Annotated in this window: 19 protein-coding genes and 1 tRNA gene; 4 read left to right on the plus strand and 16 right to left on the minus strand. The window is 68.8% G+C overall.

Going from position 1 to position 19264, the window contains the following annotated elements; translation table 11 throughout:
- Window positions 1-29: 29 nt before the first annotated feature.
- The 4 genes from ACT54L_RS07035 to ACT54L_RS07050 form a co-directional block, all read right to left on the minus strand.
- Window positions 30-1748 carry a cation:proton antiporter domain-containing protein gene (locus ACT54L_RS07035; RefSeq protein WP_476084830.1) on the minus strand — a complete coding sequence of 573 codons (1719 nt, stop codon included), beginning with the start codon at window positions 1746-1748 and terminating at the stop codon, window positions 30-32.
- Between the two features lie 96 nt (window positions 1749-1844).
- Window positions 1845-2261 (minus strand): DUF192 domain-containing protein, encoded by a 417-nt coding sequence (locus ACT54L_RS07040; protein ID WP_476085179.1) that lies wholly within the window; start codon window positions 2259-2261, stop codon window positions 1845-1847.
- Between the two features lie 346 nt (window positions 2262-2607).
- Entirely contained in the window at window positions 2608-3594 is a 987-nt protein-coding gene (locus tag ACT54L_RS07045) for an NAD(P)H-quinone oxidoreductase (RefSeq protein ID WP_476084831.1), read from the minus strand.
- Window positions 3591-4139 carry a hypothetical protein gene (locus ACT54L_RS07050; protein WP_476084832.1) on the minus strand — a complete coding sequence of 183 codons (549 nt, stop codon included), beginning with the start codon at window positions 4137-4139 and terminating at the stop codon, window positions 3591-3593. Before ACT54L_RS07050 ends, ACT54L_RS07045 begins: the two co-directional genes overlap by 4 nt.
- Window positions 4140-4537: 398 nt before the next feature.
- On the opposite strand from ACT54L_RS07050, the gene ACT54L_RS07055 reads away from it, so the two are divergent.
- A complete protein-coding gene (locus tag ACT54L_RS07055; protein WP_476084833.1) occupies window positions 4538-5458 on the plus strand; it encodes a LysR family transcriptional regulator in 921 nt (306 codons plus the stop codon).
- A 73-nt stretch (window positions 5459-5531) separates the two neighbouring features.
- Here ACT54L_RS07055 and ACT54L_RS07060 read toward each other — a convergent pair whose 3' ends face one another.
- A complete protein-coding gene (locus ACT54L_RS07060) occupies window positions 5532-6179 on the minus strand; it encodes a cold-shock protein (protein WP_476084834.1) in 648 nt (215 codons plus the stop codon).
- A gap of 242 nt (window positions 6180-6421) precedes the next feature.
- Complete coding sequence (locus ACT54L_RS07065; RefSeq protein ID WP_476084835.1) at window positions 6422-7204, minus strand: SIR2 family NAD-dependent protein deacylase; 783 nt, start codon at window positions 7202-7204, stop codon at window positions 6422-6424.
- Window positions 7205-7267: 63 nt separating this feature from the next.
- Between ACT54L_RS07065 and ACT54L_RS07070 the strand changes: the two genes are divergently transcribed.
- Together ACT54L_RS07070 and ACT54L_RS07075 are read left to right on the plus strand one after the other, a co-directional pair.
- Window positions 7268-7690: a VOC family protein gene (locus tag ACT54L_RS07070; protein WP_476084836.1), complete on the plus strand. Its 423-nt coding sequence runs from the start codon at window positions 7268-7270 to the stop codon at window positions 7688-7690.
- A 428-nt stretch (window positions 7691-8118) separates the two neighbouring features.
- Window positions 8119-8193, plus strand: a tRNA-Glu gene (locus ACT54L_RS07075).
- A 59-nt stretch (window positions 8194-8252) separates the two neighbouring features.
- Here ACT54L_RS07075 and ACT54L_RS07080 read toward each other — a convergent pair.
- From ACT54L_RS07080 to ACT54L_RS07125, 10 genes are all read right to left on the minus strand, one after another.
- Window positions 8253-9269: a hypothetical protein gene (locus ACT54L_RS07080; protein ID WP_476084837.1), complete on the minus strand. Its 1017-nt coding sequence runs from the start codon at window positions 9267-9269 to the stop codon at window positions 8253-8255.
- Window positions 9270-9446: 177 nt separating this feature from the next.
- The gene (locus ACT54L_RS07085; protein ID WP_476084838.1) at window positions 9447-9848 is read right to left on the minus strand and encodes a type II toxin-antitoxin system death-on-curing family toxin; all 402 of its coding nucleotides are present in this window, start codon (window positions 9846-9848) and stop codon (window positions 9447-9449) included.
- Window positions 9845-10069: an AbrB/MazE/SpoVT family DNA-binding domain-containing protein gene (locus tag ACT54L_RS07090; protein ID WP_209104771.1), complete on the minus strand. Its 225-nt coding sequence runs from the start codon at window positions 10067-10069 to the stop codon at window positions 9845-9847. The genes ACT54L_RS07085 and ACT54L_RS07090 overlap by 4 nt, the downstream gene beginning before the upstream one ends.
- 112 nt (window positions 10070-10181) lie before the next feature.
- Window positions 10182-11255 carry a 2,3-butanediol dehydrogenase gene (locus ACT54L_RS07095; RefSeq protein ID WP_476084839.1) on the minus strand — a complete coding sequence of 358 codons (1074 nt, stop codon included), beginning with the start codon at window positions 11253-11255 and terminating at the stop codon, window positions 10182-10184.
- Between the two features lie 77 nt (window positions 11256-11332).
- Window positions 11333-11677 (minus strand): carboxymuconolactone decarboxylase family protein, encoded by a 345-nt coding sequence (locus ACT54L_RS07100; RefSeq protein ID WP_476084840.1) that lies wholly within the window; start codon window positions 11675-11677, stop codon window positions 11333-11335.
- Between the two features lie 10 nt (window positions 11678-11687).
- A complete protein-coding gene (locus ACT54L_RS07105) occupies window positions 11688-12485 on the minus strand; it encodes a glucose 1-dehydrogenase (RefSeq protein WP_476084841.1) in 798 nt (265 codons plus the stop codon).
- Between the two features lie 59 nt (window positions 12486-12544).
- A complete protein-coding gene (locus tag ACT54L_RS07110; RefSeq protein ID WP_476084842.1) occupies window positions 12545-13651 on the minus strand; it encodes an acetoin dehydrogenase dihydrolipoyllysine-residue acetyltransferase subunit in 1107 nt (368 codons plus the stop codon).
- A gap of 28 nt (window positions 13652-13679) precedes the next feature.
- Entirely contained in the window at window positions 13680-14702 is a 1023-nt protein-coding gene (locus ACT54L_RS07115; protein WP_476084843.1) for an alpha-ketoacid dehydrogenase subunit beta, read from the minus strand.
- Between the two features lie 28 nt (window positions 14703-14730).
- Window positions 14731-15714, minus strand: a complete 984-nt coding sequence (locus ACT54L_RS07120) for a thiamine pyrophosphate-dependent dehydrogenase E1 component subunit alpha (protein WP_476084844.1) — start codon at window positions 15712-15714, stop codon at window positions 14731-14733.
- 39 nt (window positions 15715-15753) lie between these two features.
- Window positions 15754-16827: an ATP-NAD kinase family protein gene (locus ACT54L_RS07125; RefSeq protein WP_476084845.1), complete on the minus strand. Its 1074-nt coding sequence runs from the start codon at window positions 16825-16827 to the stop codon at window positions 15754-15756.
- A gap of 336 nt (window positions 16828-17163) precedes the next feature.
- On the opposite strand from ACT54L_RS07125, the gene ACT54L_RS07130 reads away from it, so the two are divergent.
- Entirely contained in the window at window positions 17164-19179 is a 2016-nt protein-coding gene (locus ACT54L_RS07130; protein ID WP_476084846.1) for a sigma-54-dependent Fis family transcriptional regulator, read from the plus strand.
- Window positions 19180-19264 lie beyond the last annotated feature (85 nt).

Raw genomic sequence — 19264 nt, forward strand, 5'->3', positions numbered from 1 at the left:
CGGCGGGCCACAACCTCGGCGGCGGCGCCTCAGCCGCCTTCGGTGAGGCGGCCGCGCTCGCGGGCGCGGGCCTCGTCCAGATGGATGGCCACCGCCTCCTCCGAGAGGCCGAGATTGCGCAGCAGGAGCCCGGCCAGGTGCAGGCTCGCCTCCACCGCCTCGGGGATCACGTCGCGGGCGCCAAGAGCCGCCAGGCGCCGGGCATGGGCGGCATCCTTCACCCGCGCCAGCACCAGGGCATCCGGGTTCAGGTGCAAAGCGGCGCGCACCATGCCTTCCGCCGCATGGGCCTCGTCCAGCGTCACCACCACCGCCCGCGCCCGCTCCAGCGCCACGCGGGCGAGAATCTCCGGCCGGCTGGCATCGCCCAGAAACACCTGCCGTCCGGCGGCCTGCTCGCCCCGCACCCGGCCCGCATCCGCATCCAGCGCCACGAAGGGCACCCCTTGCCGCTCCAGGCTTTCGGCGACGATGCGCCCGACCCGGCCGAAGCCGCCGATCACCACATGCCCATCCTCCGGCACCGCGAAATCCTGCGCATCCTGCCGCGCCCGCTCCAGCACCCCGCGCACCGCCCGCCCCGCCCGCGCCAGAAGCGGCGTCAGCACCAGGGTGAGCGTCACCACCGCCACGATGAAGCCGGCCTCCCGCCCCTCCAGCTGTCCCCGCGCCTGCAGCAGGCCCAGCACCACGAAGGCAAACTCCCCCGTCTGTGACAGAAGCAGCGCCAGCTCGCCGGCCAGCGGCACCTCCACCTTCAGCAGGCGGGCGGCCAGATAGGTGGCCACGAACTTGGCGAGGATGATCCCCGCCGCCGCCGCCAGCACCCAATGCAGCACCGGCAGGATGGCGGACAGGTCCACCCCCATGCCCACCGAGACGAAGAAAACGCCGATCAGCAGCCCCTTGAAGGGCTCCAGATCCACCGAGATCTGGTGCTGGTAGATGGTGCCGGACAGCATCATGCCGGACAGGAAGGCGCCGAGCGCGGCGGAGAGGCCCGCCGCCTGGGTAAGGCCGGCCGTGCCGGCCACCACCACCAGGGTCACCGCCATCAGCAGGTCGCGCGCCCCGGTGCGGGCGGCGGCCCCCACCAGCGGGGCCAGCACGAAGCGTCCCGCCAGCAGGATGATGGCCACCGCCGCCACCGCCTTCACCAGCGCGAGGCCCACCACCAGCGCCAGATTCTGCACCGGCCCGCCAATCAGCTCGGCCGCCAGCAGCACCGCCACCACGGCGAGGTCCTGGAACAGCAGGATGGCCAAAGCGGTCTGGCCGATGGGCGCGGTGGCGCGGCGCTGGGAGGCCAGGATCTGCATCACCAAGGCGGTGGAGGACATGGCGAGCGCCACCCCTGTCACCAGCGCCAGATCGGTGGGCAGCCCGCACAGGGCGAGCCCCGCCGCCAGCACCGCCCCGCAGAAGACCACCTGCAACAGGCCGAGCCCGAACACCTCGCGCCGCAGCGCCCACAGCTTTTCGGCCGAAAATTCCAGGCCCAGCAGGAACAGGAGGAAGATGACGCCCAGTTCGCCGAACTGGGCCGCGCGGTGCTGGTCGGTGATGGTCAGGTAGGACAGGGCCGGCGCCTGCCCCGCCCATTGGCCAAGGCCGTGCGGCCCGAGCAGGGCGCCGAGCGCGATGAAGCCCACCACGGCGCTCACCCGCGCGCGGTGGAACAGAGGGATCAGGATGCCCGCCGCCACCAGATAGACGAGCACGTCCTTCAGCCACATGGCATTATGCATCGCCCGGCCCGCCTGCTCCCCTGACCTTTGGTCACCTTGCCCGCATGGCGCGGCCCGCGCCTTGATCGAGACGGGCCTCGCGCCGGCGTGCCGACGCTATTTGCTGCCGAACAGGCTGGTGGAGACCTTGTCGCCGACGGCGATGCCAAGCCGCTGCGCCGCCCCGCCGGAGATTTCCAGCACCGCGCGCACCGGCTCGCCGGAGGAGATGGTGGCTTCCGACAAAGGAGTGGTCATGGCGGCGATGCGGGCGATGGAGCCGTCGGCGCGGATGAACAGCATGTCGAGGGGGATGTAGGTGTTCTTCATCCACATATAGACCGGCTGGTCGACGCCGAAATCGAACAGCATGCCCTGCCGCTCCGGCAGTTCCTTCCGGTACATAAGGCCAGTGGTGCGCTGCTGCTCGGTGCGCGCCATTTCCACCTCCAGCACCACCACGCCCTTGCGGGTGGCGATCTCCAGGGGATCGAGCTGCGCCGCCGCCACCGGGCCGGCGAGCACCGCCAGCATCAGGCAGAGCCAGGCGGCAAAGGCCAAAAGGGAGCGATCGGGGAAAGCGGCGAGGCGGCGGGCGGCCGGACGGCGCGCACCGCGCAGGCTCGGGCGCAGGGCCAAGGTCGAGACGGACATGAGCGGACCTCGAAAGACGAGCATTCGCCTCCGCCTTACAGCACCCGCCGCCGTCCGGCCAGGGGGCGCTGGGGATCACCAAGGGGCAGGACGGGCGACGCGCGACGGGCGGCGGGCGACGGGCGCCCCTCACCCCGGCGCCCAGCCGCAGGGGGTCCCGCGGCCACGGCGCCTTTGCCCCCCGTCCGACCGGCCAAGGCTCAAGGGGAGCCGCGGCCGCCGGAGGTCACGAATGCACCTGAAGCACGATCTTGCCGAAGCCGCCGCCGGCTTCCATGGCGCGATGGGCGTCGGCGGCCTCCGCGAGCGGGAAGACCTTGCCGACGATCGGCTTCAGCTGGCCATCGGCGAACAGGGGCAGCGCCCCTTCGGCGAAGCGGCGGACCATGGCCCGCTTCTCCTCGCCGCTGCGGGACTTCATCACCGTCCCGATGAGGCGCAGATGATGGTGCAGAAGGAGTCCCAGCGGGATCTCCGCCCGGTCCTGCCCGCCCAGCAGGCCCACCTGCACCAGGCGCCCGCCGGGGGCCAGGCTGCGCAGATTGCGGGCAAGATAGTCACCGCCGATGAAGTCGACGATCACATCCACGCCACGCCCCTGGGTGGCCTCGCGCGTGCCCTGCTCGAAATCCTCCGACCGATAGTCGAACACCGCTTCCGCGCCGAGGCGCAGGACATCCGGGCGGCGCTCGGCATTGGCGGTGGCGAAGACCCGGGCGCCGAGGGCGTGGGCGATCTCCACCGCGGCAGAGCCGACGCCGCCGGCGGCGGCATGGATGAGCACGGCCGTGCCCTCCTGCGCGCCGCCGAGATGCACCACCGCTTCCCATGCGGTGACGAAGGATTCCATCACCGCCGCCGCCTCCACATAGGCCAGGGGTTCGGGAATGTGGACGGCCATGCCCCGGTCCACACGGGCATATTCGGCATAGGCGCCACCACCGACGATGGCCATGACGCGGTCGCCCGGTCGCATGTCGGTGACCGCGCTGCCCACGGCGGCCACCTCGCCGGCCACTTCCAGGCCCAGCAGCTCGCTCTCGCCGTAATGCTGGCTCCCGTAGCGGCCCTGCCTTTGGAGCAGGTCCGCACGATTGACACCGGCCGCCATCACCCTGACCAGGAGATCGGTCGGGCGGGGCTGCGGCATGGGCACGTCGGCAAGGCGCAGGACGTCGGCCGTGCCGAAGTCCGCATAGGTGATCGCCCTCATGTCACATTGGCCTTGCCGAGCGCGCGGCGGGCGATGCTGGCGGCGAACAGCGGGGTTTCGCGACGGTTATGGTCGCCGCCGGCCTCCTGCCGGGCCGCCGCCGCCTGCTCGAAGGTCTGGTTGTGCGCGGCGAGGAACGCCATGAACACATCGGTGGGGTGGGAGGTGACCCGGTTGGTGTAGCGGGTGCGCCCGTTCTCGCCCGGCTCGGCCATGAGTTCCCAGATCACGTTGACCTGCGTGCGGCCCACCGGCGTGAACACGTCCGAGATGGAGTTCATCCGGCAATAGGTCGCCGTCGCCTCCTCGGCCACGTAGTGCTGGATGACCAGCCCGGTGCCGATCATCTCCACATTGATGACCATGCGCCGGCCATCATCGGTGGTGGTCACGCCGGAGCCGATATGGTCGGGCGGGCAGCAGCGCAGATATTCCGCCTCCGGCAAGGTGAACAGCCATTCGGCGATGTCGACCTTCTCCAGGGCCACGTCGATCTCGGCGGAATAGGCGGACTGTGAGAGGAGTTTGTCGGTGAGGATTTTCATGATGATCCCTTTTGCCTGAAGAGCTTGGCTGCCAGATGTTGAGCGTTCGGGGACGCGGGCCAGCGGCGCCTTCATGCCATTGCGTGTGATCGATCTTCAGCGATCGCCCTGACGTGAAAGACGTTCCCTCCGCCCTCCGATGAACAATAGAAGACCGTATCTTTTATTTATATAATACTTCACATTTTGATGCTGATTTCACCGTATAGAAACCCACATCAAAGTATAATTTCTGCAGACATCACCACCAGAAACGCAGCGTCAGTGCACGGGTTCATAGCTACCTGCGACCCCAGACACATGGCAGATGCCTGCGGTTCTGAAATGATTTAATGCTTCTACTGCCGGAGAAGGATAAGCCGTATTCCTCCGCAAACGGCTTTGCCAGGGGCGCAAAGATGAGACCTCACTTCGCCGAACACCTCTCCACCTTCGTGGATGTGGTGCGGGCCGGCAGCTTCTCCGCGGCCGCCCGCAAGCGCGCCATGACCCCTTCGGCGGTGATCCGCCATATCGATGCCCTGGAGGCGGATCTGGGCGTCGCCCTGTTGATCCGGTCCACCCGCGCTCTGGTGTTGACCGATGCCGGCCGCCGCCTGCACGACAAGGCGCAGCCGCTCCTGGATCAGCTGGCGGACACCCATGCGGAAGTGGCGGCCTTCGAAGGGTCCGTGTCCGGCACGCTGCGGATCGCCTGTTTCCCCACCTTTGGCCGGCGCTATGTGTTGCCGGTCATCGCCGCGCTGCAGGCCGAGCATCGCGCGCTCAAGGTCGAGCTCGACCTGACGGAACTGCTGGCCGATCCGGTGCTGGAGCGCCTCGATGTGGTGGTGCGCATGGGCGCGCTGGCCGACAGCACGCTGATCGCCACCAAGCTCGCGCCGCTGCACCGCCTGCTGGTGGCGAGCCCGGCCTATCTGGCGCAGGCGGGCGAGCCGAAGGTCCCGGCCGACCTGTCCTCCCATCGCCTCATCGACAAGCTGCACGGGGCCGATCTTCTCGGATGGCGCCATGTGATCGGCTGTCCGGCCGGCGAAAGCGGCAAGGGCGTGGTGGCCTTCCGCTCGGACGATTTCGAGGTCCAGCGCGCCGCCGCCGAGGCGGCCCTGGGGATCGCGCTGCTGCCCAGCTGGGTTGTGGGGCCCGATGTGAGGGCCGGGAAACTCGTGCGCTTGCCGCTGGAGGGCGAGACGTGGAACGCCGAGCCCACCGGCATCTACCTCCTGCGCGCCCTGCCGCAGCCCAGTGCAAAGGTGAGTGCCTTCACCAAAGCCCTGCGGAACGCGATCGGACATCCCCCCATCTGGGAACCGGGCTGAGTGGACGAGAGGGGGGCCAGGGAGAGGCCTGCAATTCCCGGGCGGACCACCGTCCGGCGCCCCGCGGGCGTCTTCAATGCGCCCCCGGTAGCCCGTCCTCGGCCTTCACATCGGTGGCCATGCGGCCCTTGGGGGTGTCGCCGAAGCGCACCAGAACCTGCTGGCCGGGACGCAGCTCGGTCAGGCCGTTGCGGCGCAGCGTCTCCATATGGACGAAAATGTCGGGGGTGGCCTCGCCCTGGGTGAGGAAGCCGAAGCCGCGCAGGCGGTTGAACCATTTCACGGTGGCCGTCTCGAAGCCGCCGGTGGGAGCGATGGTGGCGCGCACGCGGGTGGGCGCGGGAATGGTCACCGGCACCGCCGTGGACAGGTCCAGCGACAGGACGCGGAAAGCCTGCATCCCCTTGGCCCGCTGCACCGCCTCGCAGACGATGCGGGCGCCCTCGATGGCGGTCTGGAAGCCGTCGCGCCGGAGGCAGGTCACATGCACCAGCACGTCCGCGCCGCCGCCATCGGGCACGATGAAGCCGTAGCCCTTGGCCACGTCGAACCATTTGATGGTGCCGGCGATCTCGGTCAGGCCCACCGGGTCCTGGCTTTCGGGTGTCTGATCGCTCACGGGCGCCTCACCGGGCCTTGCACCTTCCGGCGGCGCCCCGCCGGCGCGGCCCTCGGTCGCGCCCCCGACGCGGGGCGTCTGAGATCGCGTCGCAGCGGCCATGCCGGGCGTCCCCGCCAGATCGCCGGAAGACCCGGCACCGGCCGGTTCGATCCCTCGTCCGTGAGACCCCATCTGACCTGACCCTACGCACGCGGACCCGATTCAAAGGCTACAAACCATAGGATAACATCCCCTGCGTCAGCGCACAGCCTTTTCCGGGCCGAAATTCGCCCCTCCATGCTGCTTTGTTGAGCATGAATGCCGCAGCGGCACCGGAGTGCCGGACCGCCCTGCCCCGCCCCTCAGGCGGCGAAGGCCGCCTCCCCCGCAAACGGGGCGAGCACATCGCCGATCTCCTGGCGGATGACGAGGTCGGCAATGTCGTCGAAATCCGTGGGCTCGCGGTTGAGGATGACGAGCCGCGCGCCGTTGCGCTTGGCTTTCAGCGGGAAGCCGGCGGCGGGATAGACCACCAGTGACGAGCCGATGACAATGAACAGGTCGGCCGCCAGGGTGAAGGCATCGGCCCGCGCCATCTCCGCCTCCGGCATGGCCTGGCCGAAGGAAATGGTGGCCGTCTTCACCGGCCCGTCGCAGGCCTCGCAATCGGGCGCGCTGCCGCCCGAGGCCTGGAAGCGGGCGCGCACCCAGTCGAGGGAGTAGCGCACGCCGCAATCCAGGCAGGTGGCATAAGTGGTGTTGCCGTGCAGTTCCACCAGCGCCGCATCGGGAATGCCGGAGTCCTGGTGGAGATTGTCGATGTTCTGGGTGATGACCGCCCACAGGCGCCCGCGCTCCATCAGCCGCGCCAACGCCCGATGGCCGCGCCCGGGGCGCGCCTGGGCGAAGGCCTCGTCCATGGCGAACTTGCGCCGCCACGCCTCGTCGCGCGCCGCCTTGTGGGCGACGAACACGTCGAACGGGATGGGCTTGTTCTGCGTCCACAATCCGCCGGGGGAGCGGAAGTCGGGGATGCCGCACTCGGTGGAAATGCCGGCCCCCGTGAAGGCCACGGGATGGCGGGCGGCGGAGATTAAATGGGCCAGTTCGCTCTGCGCGGTCTTGAGATCGGGCGCCAAGTTCATACGTTCCCCCTCGTCCGGTCCCGCGCCGCGCGCGGGCCGCCGGGACCCCATCCAGGAGCTGACATGCGCTTTCTGCACACCATGGTCCGTGTCACGGACATCGATCAATCCCTGGACTTCTACTGCAATAAATTGGGGCTGACGGAGGTGCGCCGCAAGGAGGTTCCCCAGGGCCGCTACACCCTTGTCTTCCTCGCTGCCCCCGGCCAGGAGGGCATCGCCGAGGTGGAGCTGACCTATAATTGGGACGCGGAAGCCTATGGCGAGGGCCGCAATTTCGGCCATCTGGCGTTCGAGGTGGACGACATCTACGCCACCTGCGCCAAGCTCCAGGCCGAAGGCGTCACCATCAACCGCCCGCCCCGCGACGGCTACATGGCCTTTGTGCGCTCCCCCGACAACATCTCCATCGAGCTGCTCCAGAAGGGCGGCGCCAAGGCCCCCGAGGAGCCCTGGGCCAGCATGCCGAACACCGGCAAGTGGTGATCCGCCGGAAGGTGGTGAACGCCGGGAGGTGGTGGGCATCGCAATGCGCCGAATGCCCGGGGGCGGTGAATGCCGGAAGGCGATGAACAACCCTGCGGTAAACACCACCGACCGTGGCAAAAACCCGAAGGTGGCAACGCCCCGCCCCGAGCGTGAGCGCTCCCAAGATGGCCGGAACGGCCGCAAGCCCTGAAGGTGGCAAACCCCGCCCGCTCCCCCGCGCCACCGGTGCTGGGGAGCGGGGACCCAGCAGGCGCCGCGCGCTCCCCTCGGGGCGATGCGGGAAGCGCGGCACGCGAAGCGAAAGCCGGGCCGCCGAAACCCTTGCGCGGCAAGGGCTGGCGTGAGATCTCCACAGCCCTCTCCAATTTCCCTGGCCCATGGGCTTGCCTGCCGCCGGGCCTCCCCCTATAAGGGCCACCCTGTCCGCGCCCTTCGTCTATCGGTTAGGACGCCACCCTTTCACGGTGGAGAGAGGGGTTCGACTCCCCTAGGGCGCGCCAGATCTTCGCTGAAATTATCGTTGTTTTGGTGCACCGACAGGGGCCCATGGCCGGGCCGCTCACGGTCGCGCCCGGCCCAGCTTGCCGAAGATCTCCAGCAAATAGGCTTCTGCGGCATCGCCCAAGAGATCGCGGTCCATTCGCATTTCGTCGTCGAAGGTGATCTTCGCCAGCGTCCTGTCGGTGAGGATCGTCCCCAGCAGGCTCAGGGCACCCGGCTGATCGAAGACGTTCTCGGCATAGATCAAACGCGTGTCCACCGCGTCTTCGCCCAGGGCAAAACGGAAATAGGAAAACTGAAGATTGGCGGCACGCGGCATTCGCGGACCGAGGACGAAGACGCGCACACGCTTCCATTCGTCATCCGACATCTGGGCGCGCCAGCCCTGAACCACCGCATGGATCATGTCGATCTGCGCGCGCGCGGCGGAAGCGGCGCTGGCGAGCAAGATGGGGGCGAGGTCTCGCGCCATGGCCTTGAGGCCATCGGGGCTATAGCTGCCTGCCGCCAGGGTGGCCGCGATAAAGGCGCCGCCTCTGGCCAGCACGAACTTGGCGCGCGCCACGCCATCCTCATCCAGGCCCAGCGTGCCGACAATGGGGTCCATCGCCTTCACTTGCGCCTGCAGCTTTTCCAGGTGCGGCCGCCACTTATCGGCCGTGCCCGCGGGATCGTCGGCAAACGCCTCCAGCAGCGCGATCGTGCCGAGCGCCAGATGGGAGATGGTCTTCTGAGTGGTGTAGCTGGCGGGCGTATAGTCCGCATGCACCTCCCGGCCTTGGGTAAGCAAGGCCAAGTCCCGACCGACAATGATAACCGGCCCTTTCTTGGCCAGCATTTCCGCCTTGCCGGCGGCATAGGCCGCGCGCGCCGTATCATTGAACGACTGCAGCAACTCGGCGTTGGAGAGCGCGAAGGCCGGTGTCGTGAGGACCAGGAGGGCAAGGCCTGCAAGGATCCGAATCATGATCTTCCTCGTCGGGGTTCTCTTCGGCGTTGTCTTCGGAATGCGCCACGGCGCAGCGCGCGGGGCGCCCGATGGCCATGGCCCGGACGACGCGGACGCAAGCCCCATTCGCTCCCTGGCCGCACACCACGTCATGTATCATCTTACTTGCCAGGTGTCCTGACCGAGGCTGTTGGCTGCGTCTGAGAGACGCCCCCTCCCCGCCCCCGTCCTGGCGGGACACCCCAGCGGCCCCGCCGTGCGCGCGGGCGACTGCGGCGGCCAGAATCCTGGCGCGCGAAGCTCTTACGCCCCTGCCGGCAGAGGGCTCCTGACCAGCTCCGCCAGTTCCGCTTCCGTCATCCCGCCCGAGGCCAGCGTCAGCCAGGTGGCGACCGCCTCTGCATCATCCAGGCCCAATTCCTGCCCGTTGAGCGCCAGGAAAAGCTCGCACACCACGAAGGACGTGCGCTTGTTGCCGTCGATGAAGGGATGGTCCTTGGCCAGGCCATAGGCATAGGCGGCCGCGAGCGCGGCAAGGTCGGGCGCATCGCCGTAATGGAACAGGTTGCGCGGGCGCGCGAGGGCGGCTTCCAGGAGGCCGTCGTCGCGCAGGCCGCGCCCGCCGCCATGCTCGGCCAGTTGCTCGTCATGAATGGCGAGCACGACCGCCTTGGGAATCCAGCGCGGCTGGGCGCTGGGCGTCACTTGGCAAGCTCGCGCAGGACGTTGCGGCGCTTCTTCATGATGCGCCGCGCCTCTTCCATCTGCGCTTCGAATTCGGGCTCATAGGGGGTCAGGCGATAGCCGTCCGGCTCCTCGGTCAGATAGAGGGTGTCGCCCTGCCCCACCTTCAGGCGGGCGAGCACCTCCTTGGGCAGGATGGCGCCCACCGAATTGCCCATCTTGCTGAGCTTCAACGCGACCATGTCCCGTGCCTCCGCAACAGCCCGCAGGCGTCACGTCAGAACATATGTAAGAACAGGTCATGCCACAACACCGGTGGGGCCGCCCCTCTGGACGGCCCGACCGGCACTGCCCTCACGCCAGGTCGATGAGGATCTTCAGCTCCGTCCCCGCCGGGCTCAGAAGCTGCTCGAACCCTTCCCCCACCACATCGTCGAGGCGGATGCGGCGGGTGACGACCTTTTCGGCCGGCAGCAGGCCGGAGCCGATGAGGGCCGCCACGCGGGGCCAGATGAGGGTCGGGTAACACCACGAGCCGCGCAGATCGATGTCCTTGAAGGTCAAGGTGAACCCGTCCACCGCCGGCTTGCCCACATGGAGCCCCACCTGCACCACCACGCCCTGACGGCGCACCGCCTCGATGCAGGTGGCGGTGGCGGCTTCCGCGCCCACGCATTCCAGCGCCACGTCCACGCCCACATGGCCTTCCGTCTGGTCGCGGATGGCCTCCACCACGTTCTCTTTCTTGGGGTTGAGGGTGATGACATCCGGCAGCACCTTGCGGGCCATGGCGAGGCGGTTGTCATTGGTGTCGGAGAGGAAAATGGTGGTGGCGCCCGCCGCGCGGGCGGCGAGGATCTGCAATTGGCCGATGGGGCCGGCGCCGGTCACCAGAACGGACGAACCCGGCCGCACGCCGCCTCGCTCGGCCGCATAGACCACCACGGCGGTGGGCTCGATGAGCGCGGCCTGCGCGTCCGACACGCTGTCGGGCATGGCGAACACGTTGTAATCATTGACGATGGAATATTCGGCCATGCCGCCCCAGGGCCACATGAGGCCGACAATGGCGAGCTTGTCCGAGAGCTGGTAGAGCCCGCGCTTGCCGTAATGATCATCGCGCGGGGAGATGAGGGGCTGGATGGAGACCCGGTCGCCGGGCGCGACGTTGGTCACCGCCGAACCCACCGCCACGACGGACCCGCCATATTCATGGCCCAGCACCTGCGGCAGGCTGGCACCCGTATAAGGATGGGGCTCGGTGGGGATGAAGATGGGGCCGGCGGCATATTCGTGCAGGTCGGTGCCGCAAATGCCGCAGAAGCGGTTCTTCACCAGCACCTGGTTGGGGGCAAGGTCGGAGGCCTGAGGGGTCGGGACTTCCTCCACGCGGACATCGCGCTTGCCGTGGAAGCGGGCGGCTTTCATGGGGACACTCCAGGTCGCAAGGGGATAAGACGGGCCGCAGCGCCCGCCGGCACGGAGCCGGCGGGCGGAACGCGCCGTCAGGGGAGCGTGTCGAAGGCTTCCAGGGCCCGGCTGGCATAGACGGCGGAGGGGCCGCCGCCCATTTCCAGCGCCACGGCGAGCACCTCCACCAGTTCCTGCCGACCGGCGCCATGGGCCTTGGCGTTGGAGACATGGAACAGGATGCAGTCGGCGCAGCCCTGGTGGACGGCGAGCGCCACCGCCACCAATTCCTTGGTGGCAGCCGGCAGCGCGCCGGGCTTGGAGGCTTCCATCATCAGCGATCGGAAGGCGCCCATGGGGCCAGGGGCGGCCTTGGCCAGCGCCGTGAAGCGCCGGTGCATGTCTTTCAGCTGATCGGGCAAGGTGTCGGTCGAGGCCATGGTCGCGCCCTCAGATGAAGACCATGCCGCCGTCCACCATCAGGGACTGGCCGGTCATGAAGTCGGAATCGGAGGAGGCGAGATAGCGGGCGACGCCCACGAGATCGCCCGGCTGCGAGGCGCGCCCCAGCACGGCGGTGGCGGCGAAGCTGTCGAAGGCCTCGTTCTCCTTGGTGGTGAGCTTCTCGTCGCGAAAGCCCTTGTCGATCACCTCCCACATGGGGGTGGCGACCACGCCGGGGCAGAAGCAATTGGCGGTGATGCCCTCCTTGCCGAAGGCGCGGGCCGCCGCCTGGGTCATGGCCACCACCGCGAACTTGGAGGCGCAATAATGGGCCAGCGGCTCATAGCCCTGCTTGGCGGCGATGGAGGCGGTGTTGATGATCTTGCCGCCGCCGTGCCCCGCTTCCGCCTGGCGCCGGAAGGTCTTGATGGCCTCCTGCATGCCGATGAGCACGCCGAGCGCGTTCACGTCCGTGACGAAGCGCCAGTCCTCCTCGGTGATGGAGAGGAAAGGCCGGGTCTGGGCGACGCCGGCATTGTTGAACACCACGTCCACCCGGCCGAAAGTGTTCGCCGCCTTGTCCAGCATGGCGCGCACCTGGTCGCGCTGGCGCACGTCCACGGCGACGCCGATGGCCGTGCCGCCGGCGGCTGTGATGGCGGCCGCCCCCTTGTCCGCCGCCTCCTGGGAGAGGTCGGCCACCGTGATGGCGGCGCCATCGGCGGCGAGCGCCCGGGCGATGGCAGCGCCGATGCCGCCGGTGGCGCCGGTGATGACGATGCTCTTGTCCTTGAGATTGGGCATGGGTCCTCCTTCGCCGTCCGCGCGGGGCGGCGGCGGGATGTTTTCGGGATGGTTGGGTCTCAGGCGATGCGGGCGAGGATCAGCTCATTGACCCGGCCGGCCTTTTCCATCTGCACCATGTGACCGGCCTCAGGGATCACCTCGACGGTGGCGCGGGACAGGGCGCTGGCATGGGCGGCGGGGATCACCTGGTCGGTCTCCCCGAACACCACCAGAACCGGCACGGAGGCGGCGGCCAGAGCATCGGCGAGCACCTCCGCTTGCCGCCCGCCGGCAAAGAGCGCGCCCGACACGGCGGTGAGCGCACCGCCCACCCCGTCCAGGCGCTTGTATTTCAGGAGGTCATCCACCAATTGCCGGGTGACGGTGGCCGGATCGTGGAAGAGCTGCTCCAGCACGGGCTTGAGGTCGCGGCGGGAGGACGCCGCCACGAAGCCGTCCGTATAGCCGGAATTGATCTCCGGCCCGAGCCCGGCCGAACCGATGAGCGAGAGGGAGGACACCCGGGCGGGCGCATCCAGGGCTATCTTCGCGGCCACCGCCCCGCCCATGGAATGGCCCACCAGATGGGCCTTTTCGATGCCGAGCGTATCCATGAAGCCGAGCACGGCGGCCGAGAGCCCCTTCAGCGAAGGGTCCGTCACATTCTTGTCCGACTGGCCGTGGCCGGGCAGGTCCAAAGCGGTCACGCGGGCCTTTTCGGCCAGCGCGTCGATATTGAAGAGCCAGTTGTCCAAATCCCCGCCGAAGCCGTGGATGAGGATCACATCCGGCCCGCTCTCGCCCCGCCGGGCATAGCGCAGGCGGCCGGCGGGGGTGTCCACGAACTCATAGCGCGGCCCCGCCTCCTCCTCCGCCTCCGCGGCGGCCTGCGTGGCGTATTGGGCGACGAAGGCGTCGATCTCGTCGTCCGGCACCTCCTCATCGGCGATGACGCCGATGAGGGCCTTGACCGGATAGATGGTGCCGGGCTCGCCCAGCACCCGCCGCAGAAGGCCCGGTTCATGGGCCTCCACCACGCCGGCGATCTTGTCGGTTTCCACCTCCACCACCTCGTCGCCGGCTGAGATGGCGGTGCCGGCGGGCTTCAGCCAGCCGGTCACCTTGCCCTCCGACATGGAGAGCCCCCATTTGGGCATGACGATGGGCTTGATGCGTTCATTCATAACGGTTTTCCTCAACCTGCCCGGTGCGTCACGCCGCCGACTTGGCGCGGCCCGTGGTGGCATGGACGGCGGCGACGATGGCGTCCGCAGTGGGGATGTAGAGATCCTCCAGCACCGGGGAGAACGGCACCGGCGTGTGGGGCGCGGTCACCATCTGCGGCGCCGCCTTCAGCGCGCCGAAGGCATGCTGGGCCACATAGGCGGTGATGTCGGAGGCGAGCGAGCAGCGCGGATTGGCCTCGTCCACCACAACGAGGCGGCCCGTGGCCTCCACGCTCTCGATCACCGTGTCCCAGTCCATGGGGGAGAGGGTGCGCAGGTCGATCACCTCCGCCTGGATGCCGGAGCGCGACAGGGTGTCGGCGGCGGCCAGCGCGCGGGGCACGGTCAGGCCATAGCCCACCAGGGTCACGTCCTTGCCGTCGCGCACGATATTGGCCTCGCCGAAGGGGATGGCATAGCTCTCCTCCGGCACATCCGCCTCGCTGCCATAGAGCGCCTTGTGCTCGCAGAAGATGACCGGGTCGTCATCGCGGATCGCCTGGATGAGCAGGCCCTTGGCGTCATAGGCGTTGGAGGGGCACACCACTTTCAGGCCGGGAATGTGGGTGAAGAGCGGGGTGAGCATCTGGGAATGCTGAGCGGCGGCGCGGAAGCCGGCGCCCACCATGGCGCGGATCACCACCGGGGTCTTCGCCTTGCCGCCGAACATATATTTGAACTTGGCGGCCTGGTTGAAGATCTGGTCGAAGCACACGCCCATGAAGTCCAGGAACATCAATTCGGCCACCGGGCGCATGCCGCAGGCGGCGGCCCCGATGGCCGCGCCGATATAGGCGCTCTCGGAGAGCGGCGTGTCCATGAGGCGGTTGCCGTGCTTGGCATGCAGGCCCTTGGTGACGCCGAGCACGCCGCCCCAGGCGTCCATCTCGCCAGGGGCGCCGGCGCCGCCCACAATGTCCTCGCCGAGCATGATGACGGTGGGATCGCGGCGCATCTCCAGGTCGAGCGCCTCGTTGATCGCCTGCTTGTAGCTGATCATGCGAGCCATGGTTTTTCCTCCAGATTTATGAGTTCGCTCAGTAGGCGACGTAGACATCGGTGGTGAGTTCGCGCGGGCTCGGCAGGGGCGCGCCCTTGGCGGTGTCCACCGCATCGTCGATGAGGGCGGCCACTTCCCGATCGACGACGGCAAGGTCCGCCGCGCTGATGATGCCGGCGCCGGTGACGCGGGCGGCGAACAGCTTCAGGCAGTCGCGGGTGGCGCGGTTGTGGTCGTTCTCGCCCTTGGCCTTGTAGGTCTGGGCATCGCCCTCGAAATGGCCGAAGAAGCGCACCGTCTTGCATTCCAGCAGCGCCGGCCCACCGCCCTCCCGCGCCCGCTTGATGATCTCGCCCGCCGCCTCGTGCACGGCGAAGAAGTCGGTGCCGTCCACGGTCACGCCCGGCAAGCCGAAGCCGGCGGCGCGGTCCACATAGCTGTCGACGGCGGTGGCATATTCCACCGAGGTGGATTCCGCGTAGCCGTTATTCTCCACCACGAAGATCACCGGCAGGTTCCAGATGGCGGCCAGATTCATGCTCTCCAGGACCGTGCCCTGGTTGGCCGCGCCATCGCCGAAGAAGGTGATGCCCACCCCGCCATCGCCGCGGAACTTGGCGGCAAGGCCCGCCCCGCAGATGAGCGGCGCACCGGCGCCCAGAATGCCGTTGGCGCCCATCATGCCCTTGGAGAGGTCGGCAATGTGCATGGAGCCGCCCTTGCCCCGGCAGCATCCCGTCACCTTGCCGTAGATCTCGCCCATCATCTCGTGCACATCGACGCCCTTGGCGATGCAATGGCCGTGGCCGCGATGGGTGGAGGCGATGCGGTCGATGTCGGTGAGGTGCATCATGATGCCGGTCGCGCAGGCTTCCTCGCCCGCATAGAGGTGCACGAAGCCGGGGATGTCGCCCTTGGCGAACTCCACATGCAGCCGCTCCTCGAACTCGCGGATGGTGCGCATGGTGCGGTAGGCGCTCAGCAATTCGTCCCGGGAGAGGGGGAAGGGATTGTTGGTCATGGCGTCGGTTTTCCTCCTTGGGTCTTGGTTGATTGAAGGTCAGGCGCTCAGCCCCAACCTCATGCGCGGGCGCGGAGCGGACGAGCGCAGGAGCAGCTTTTCCCGCGCGCAGAAGGCCATCACCGCCGCCACGTCCACCGTGTGGAAGGCGGCATCGCGCAAGGTGATGGCCACCTCCTGCGGGCTGTCGAAGAAGAGTTCGCGCTCGCCATCAAGCGCCACCGATCCGGCCGGCAGGCGCGAGGTGAAGACCGTGTCCGCCGGCATGCGGCGCCAGTCCTCCACCCCGATCTCGGTGACGAGGCCCGGCGCGATGGGGGCGCGCACCACGGTGGGCGCGGTGGCGGCGGGCGCCAGCATCACCGCAAGCCCGCCGCTCTCGGCCCGGCGCACGGGCTCCAGCAAGCCGGCAATGGCGGCCATGCCGATGACTTCCGGGTCGGCGAACGCGACGTAAAGCTCGCGGAAGGTCTCGGCCCGCCAGAGCGCGCGGGCGCCCACATAGCGGTCGGTGACGAGGGCGACGTCCACCAGAGCGATCTCGGGCGCGCCGCCATCGAGGCGCACCTCGATCAGCTTGTTGGGCGCGAACGCGATGGCGGGTGGCACGAGGCCAAGCGCGGCAAGCCCGGTGGCAAGTCCGGTAATGGTGGGCTCGCGATGCTCGGGAAAGGCATTGTTGGTGCCGGTGGAAATGCCGGCAATGGGCACCGCCCCGCATTCCGCCACCACCGCGCGATGGGTGCCGTCGCCGCCGAGCACGATGATGGCGGCCACATCGCCGGCCTCGCGCATCAGGCGCGCTGCCCGGCGCGTATCGGCCACGGTTCCGGTGACGGGCATGGCGAGGTGCGTCAGGCGGGGAAAGCGAGCCTCGCCCTGCGCGTTCGAGCGCTCCATGCCCCGCAGCACATGGGTGGCGATGCCGCCCCGCTCGGGCATCATCACCACATCCTCGATGCCACAGGCGGCCAGCGCCGCCAGCGCGCGCAGCACGATATTGGCCCTGTCAGCCACCTGCACGCCGTTGGCGGAGGCCACCACGCGGCGAATGTCCCTTGCGGAGACGGGATTGGCGATAATTCCGACCTTCGGCGTCCGGTGCGACGTCATCCGGCTCCCTCTCGTGGCGTTCGTCCCTGCGGGCCCGCCTATGCCGGGGGCCTCGTCTTGTGCGCTCTTCATCGCAAGGGGCGGGCCAAGTGGAGCCAGCGCTTCAAACCCTTGATTTTCGGACATATTGCGCTGCAAACCGTGGCGGCCGGCCTGCGGCGCTCCCGCCGCACCTGTGGCGGGGCCTGCAACAGGTGTGGCGGGCGATGCGCTTCGTGACGGCCTCGGGCGCGCGCAACGCTTGCACCCGGCGCGCAAGGCGCGGACACTCGCCTTTAACGGGAGGCTACAGCCCGGCGCCGGTCACAGCCGGCAAGAATGGTGCGGAGGACGCCCATGAAGCGGGACGAAGTGAGAACCGAACAGGCCGCTCACATCGATGAGCTGGTGCGCGCGGCCAGCGGTGCGCGCACGCGCCGGGACGCCGTCATCCAGGACTCCTGGCGCCGCTGCGTCTCCGAGCATCGGCTGGACCCGGAAGTGCTGCGCGAGCCCTGCATCCTCACCCCCGCGCGCCTGCGCGAGCATCAGGATGCCATGGAGGAATTCACCCACACCGCCCGCTTCGGCGTGGAGACGCTCTACCGGCAAGTGGCGGGGCTCGGCTATGTGCTGCTGCTCACCGATGCCAAGGGCATCACGGTGGATTTCATCGGCGATCCCACCTTCGACAACAACCTCATGCGCGCCGGCCTATATCTCGGCGCCGACTGGAATGAGCGGCATGCGGGCACCTGCGCGGTGGGCACCTGCATCCATACGGGCGAACCGCTGATCGTCCACCAGACCGACCATTTCGACGCCACCCACATCCCCCTCACCTGCACCGCCGCCCCGGTCTATGACCCCTTCGGTTCGCTGGCCGCCGTGCTGGACATTTCCGCCCTGCGCTCGCCGGAGCCCAAGGAAAGCCAGTTCCTGGCCCTGCAATTCGTCAAGGGCTTCGCCAACAAGATCGAGACGGCGCACCTCATGAACCGCTTCCGGCGGGAATGGATCGTCAAGCTGGCCGCCTCGCCGGAGTTCGTGGACGTGGAGCCGAGCTACGTGCTCGCCGTGGATGGCTCCGGGCGGCTGCTGGGCTTCAACAATGCGGCCCGCCAATTGCTGCTGCGGGAGTTGGGCGACGCGGGCGCGGGCGTCAATCTGGTGGGGCAGCGCTTTGGCGCCTTCTTCGAGCTGGAGATGGACGACCTGCCGCGCTTCTCCCATGCGCTGCCGGCGGGCCAGCGCCTGGTGCGGCTCGCCCGCTCTGGCACGCCGCTCTTTGCCGCCACCCTCTCCCCGCCCTCCCAACCCGGCCGACCGGTGGCCGAGCCCCCCGCCCCGGCCCTGCCGGCGCCGCTCTGCGCCCTGTTCCGCGACGAGCCGGCAATGCACCGGGTGGCGGCGCGGGCGGCCAAGCTCGTCAACACCCAGATGAGCCTCCTCATCACCGGCGAGACCGGATCGGGCAAGGAATATCTGGCCAAGGCCATCCATATGGCCAGCGCCCGCGCCGCCCGGCCCTTCGTGCCGGTCAATTGCGCCGCGCTGCCCGAGACGCTGGTGGAGGGCGAACTCTTCGGCTACGAGCCCGGCGCCTTCACCGGCGCGGTGGCACGCGGCAAGAAGGGGCTGGTGCTGGAGGCGGACGGGGGCACCCTGTTCCTGGACGAAATCGGCGACATGCCCCTCCCCCTCCAGACCCGCCTGTTGCGCGTGCTGGCCGAGCGGGAGGTGACGCCGCTCGGCCGCTCAAAGCCCGTGCCCGTGAATGTGCGCGTCATCGCCGCCACCCACCGCGACCTGGTGGCCGAGGTGAAGGCCGGGCGCTTCCGGGAAGACCTCTATTTCCGCCTGTCCGGAGCCATCCTCGCCTTGCCGCCGCTCCGCGCGCGGGCGGACATCGACTGGCTGATCGGCCGCCTCATTGCCGGCCGCACCCATGCGAGCGGCGTGCCGTTCTCGGTGAGCGAAGCCGCGCGGGCGGCGCTGAATGCCCATGACTGGCCGGGCAATATCCGGGAACTGGCCAATGCGCTGGACTATGCCTGCGCGGTGGCGGACGGCGCCCTGATCGGCCTCCAGGACCTGCCGGATCGCCTGCAGGGGCGCGCCGAGCCGCGCCTGTGCGCCGTGCCGGTGCGGGAGCCGCCGCGCCTTGCCGGGCCGTCCTTTGCGCCTGCGCAGCCGTTTGCGCGGGAGACCCCGGCCAGCGAGCGCGAGGCCCTGCTTGCGGCCCTGGCGGCCCATGGCTGGAACATCTCGGCAGCGGCGCGCGAACTCGGCCTCGACCGCACCACCGTGCATCGCCGCATGCGGCGCTTCGGCCTCGTCACGTTGCGCCATGTGGGACGCCTGCCCTCCTGATCCGCGCTGCACTGCGTCAATGACCCGCAGGGCTTCCAGCCCCGGTCCCGTCAGGGGCGGACGGGGCGCACAAGGCCGCGCGCCA

It is taken from the genome of Aquabacter sp. DMC10 (assembly GCF_056314145.1).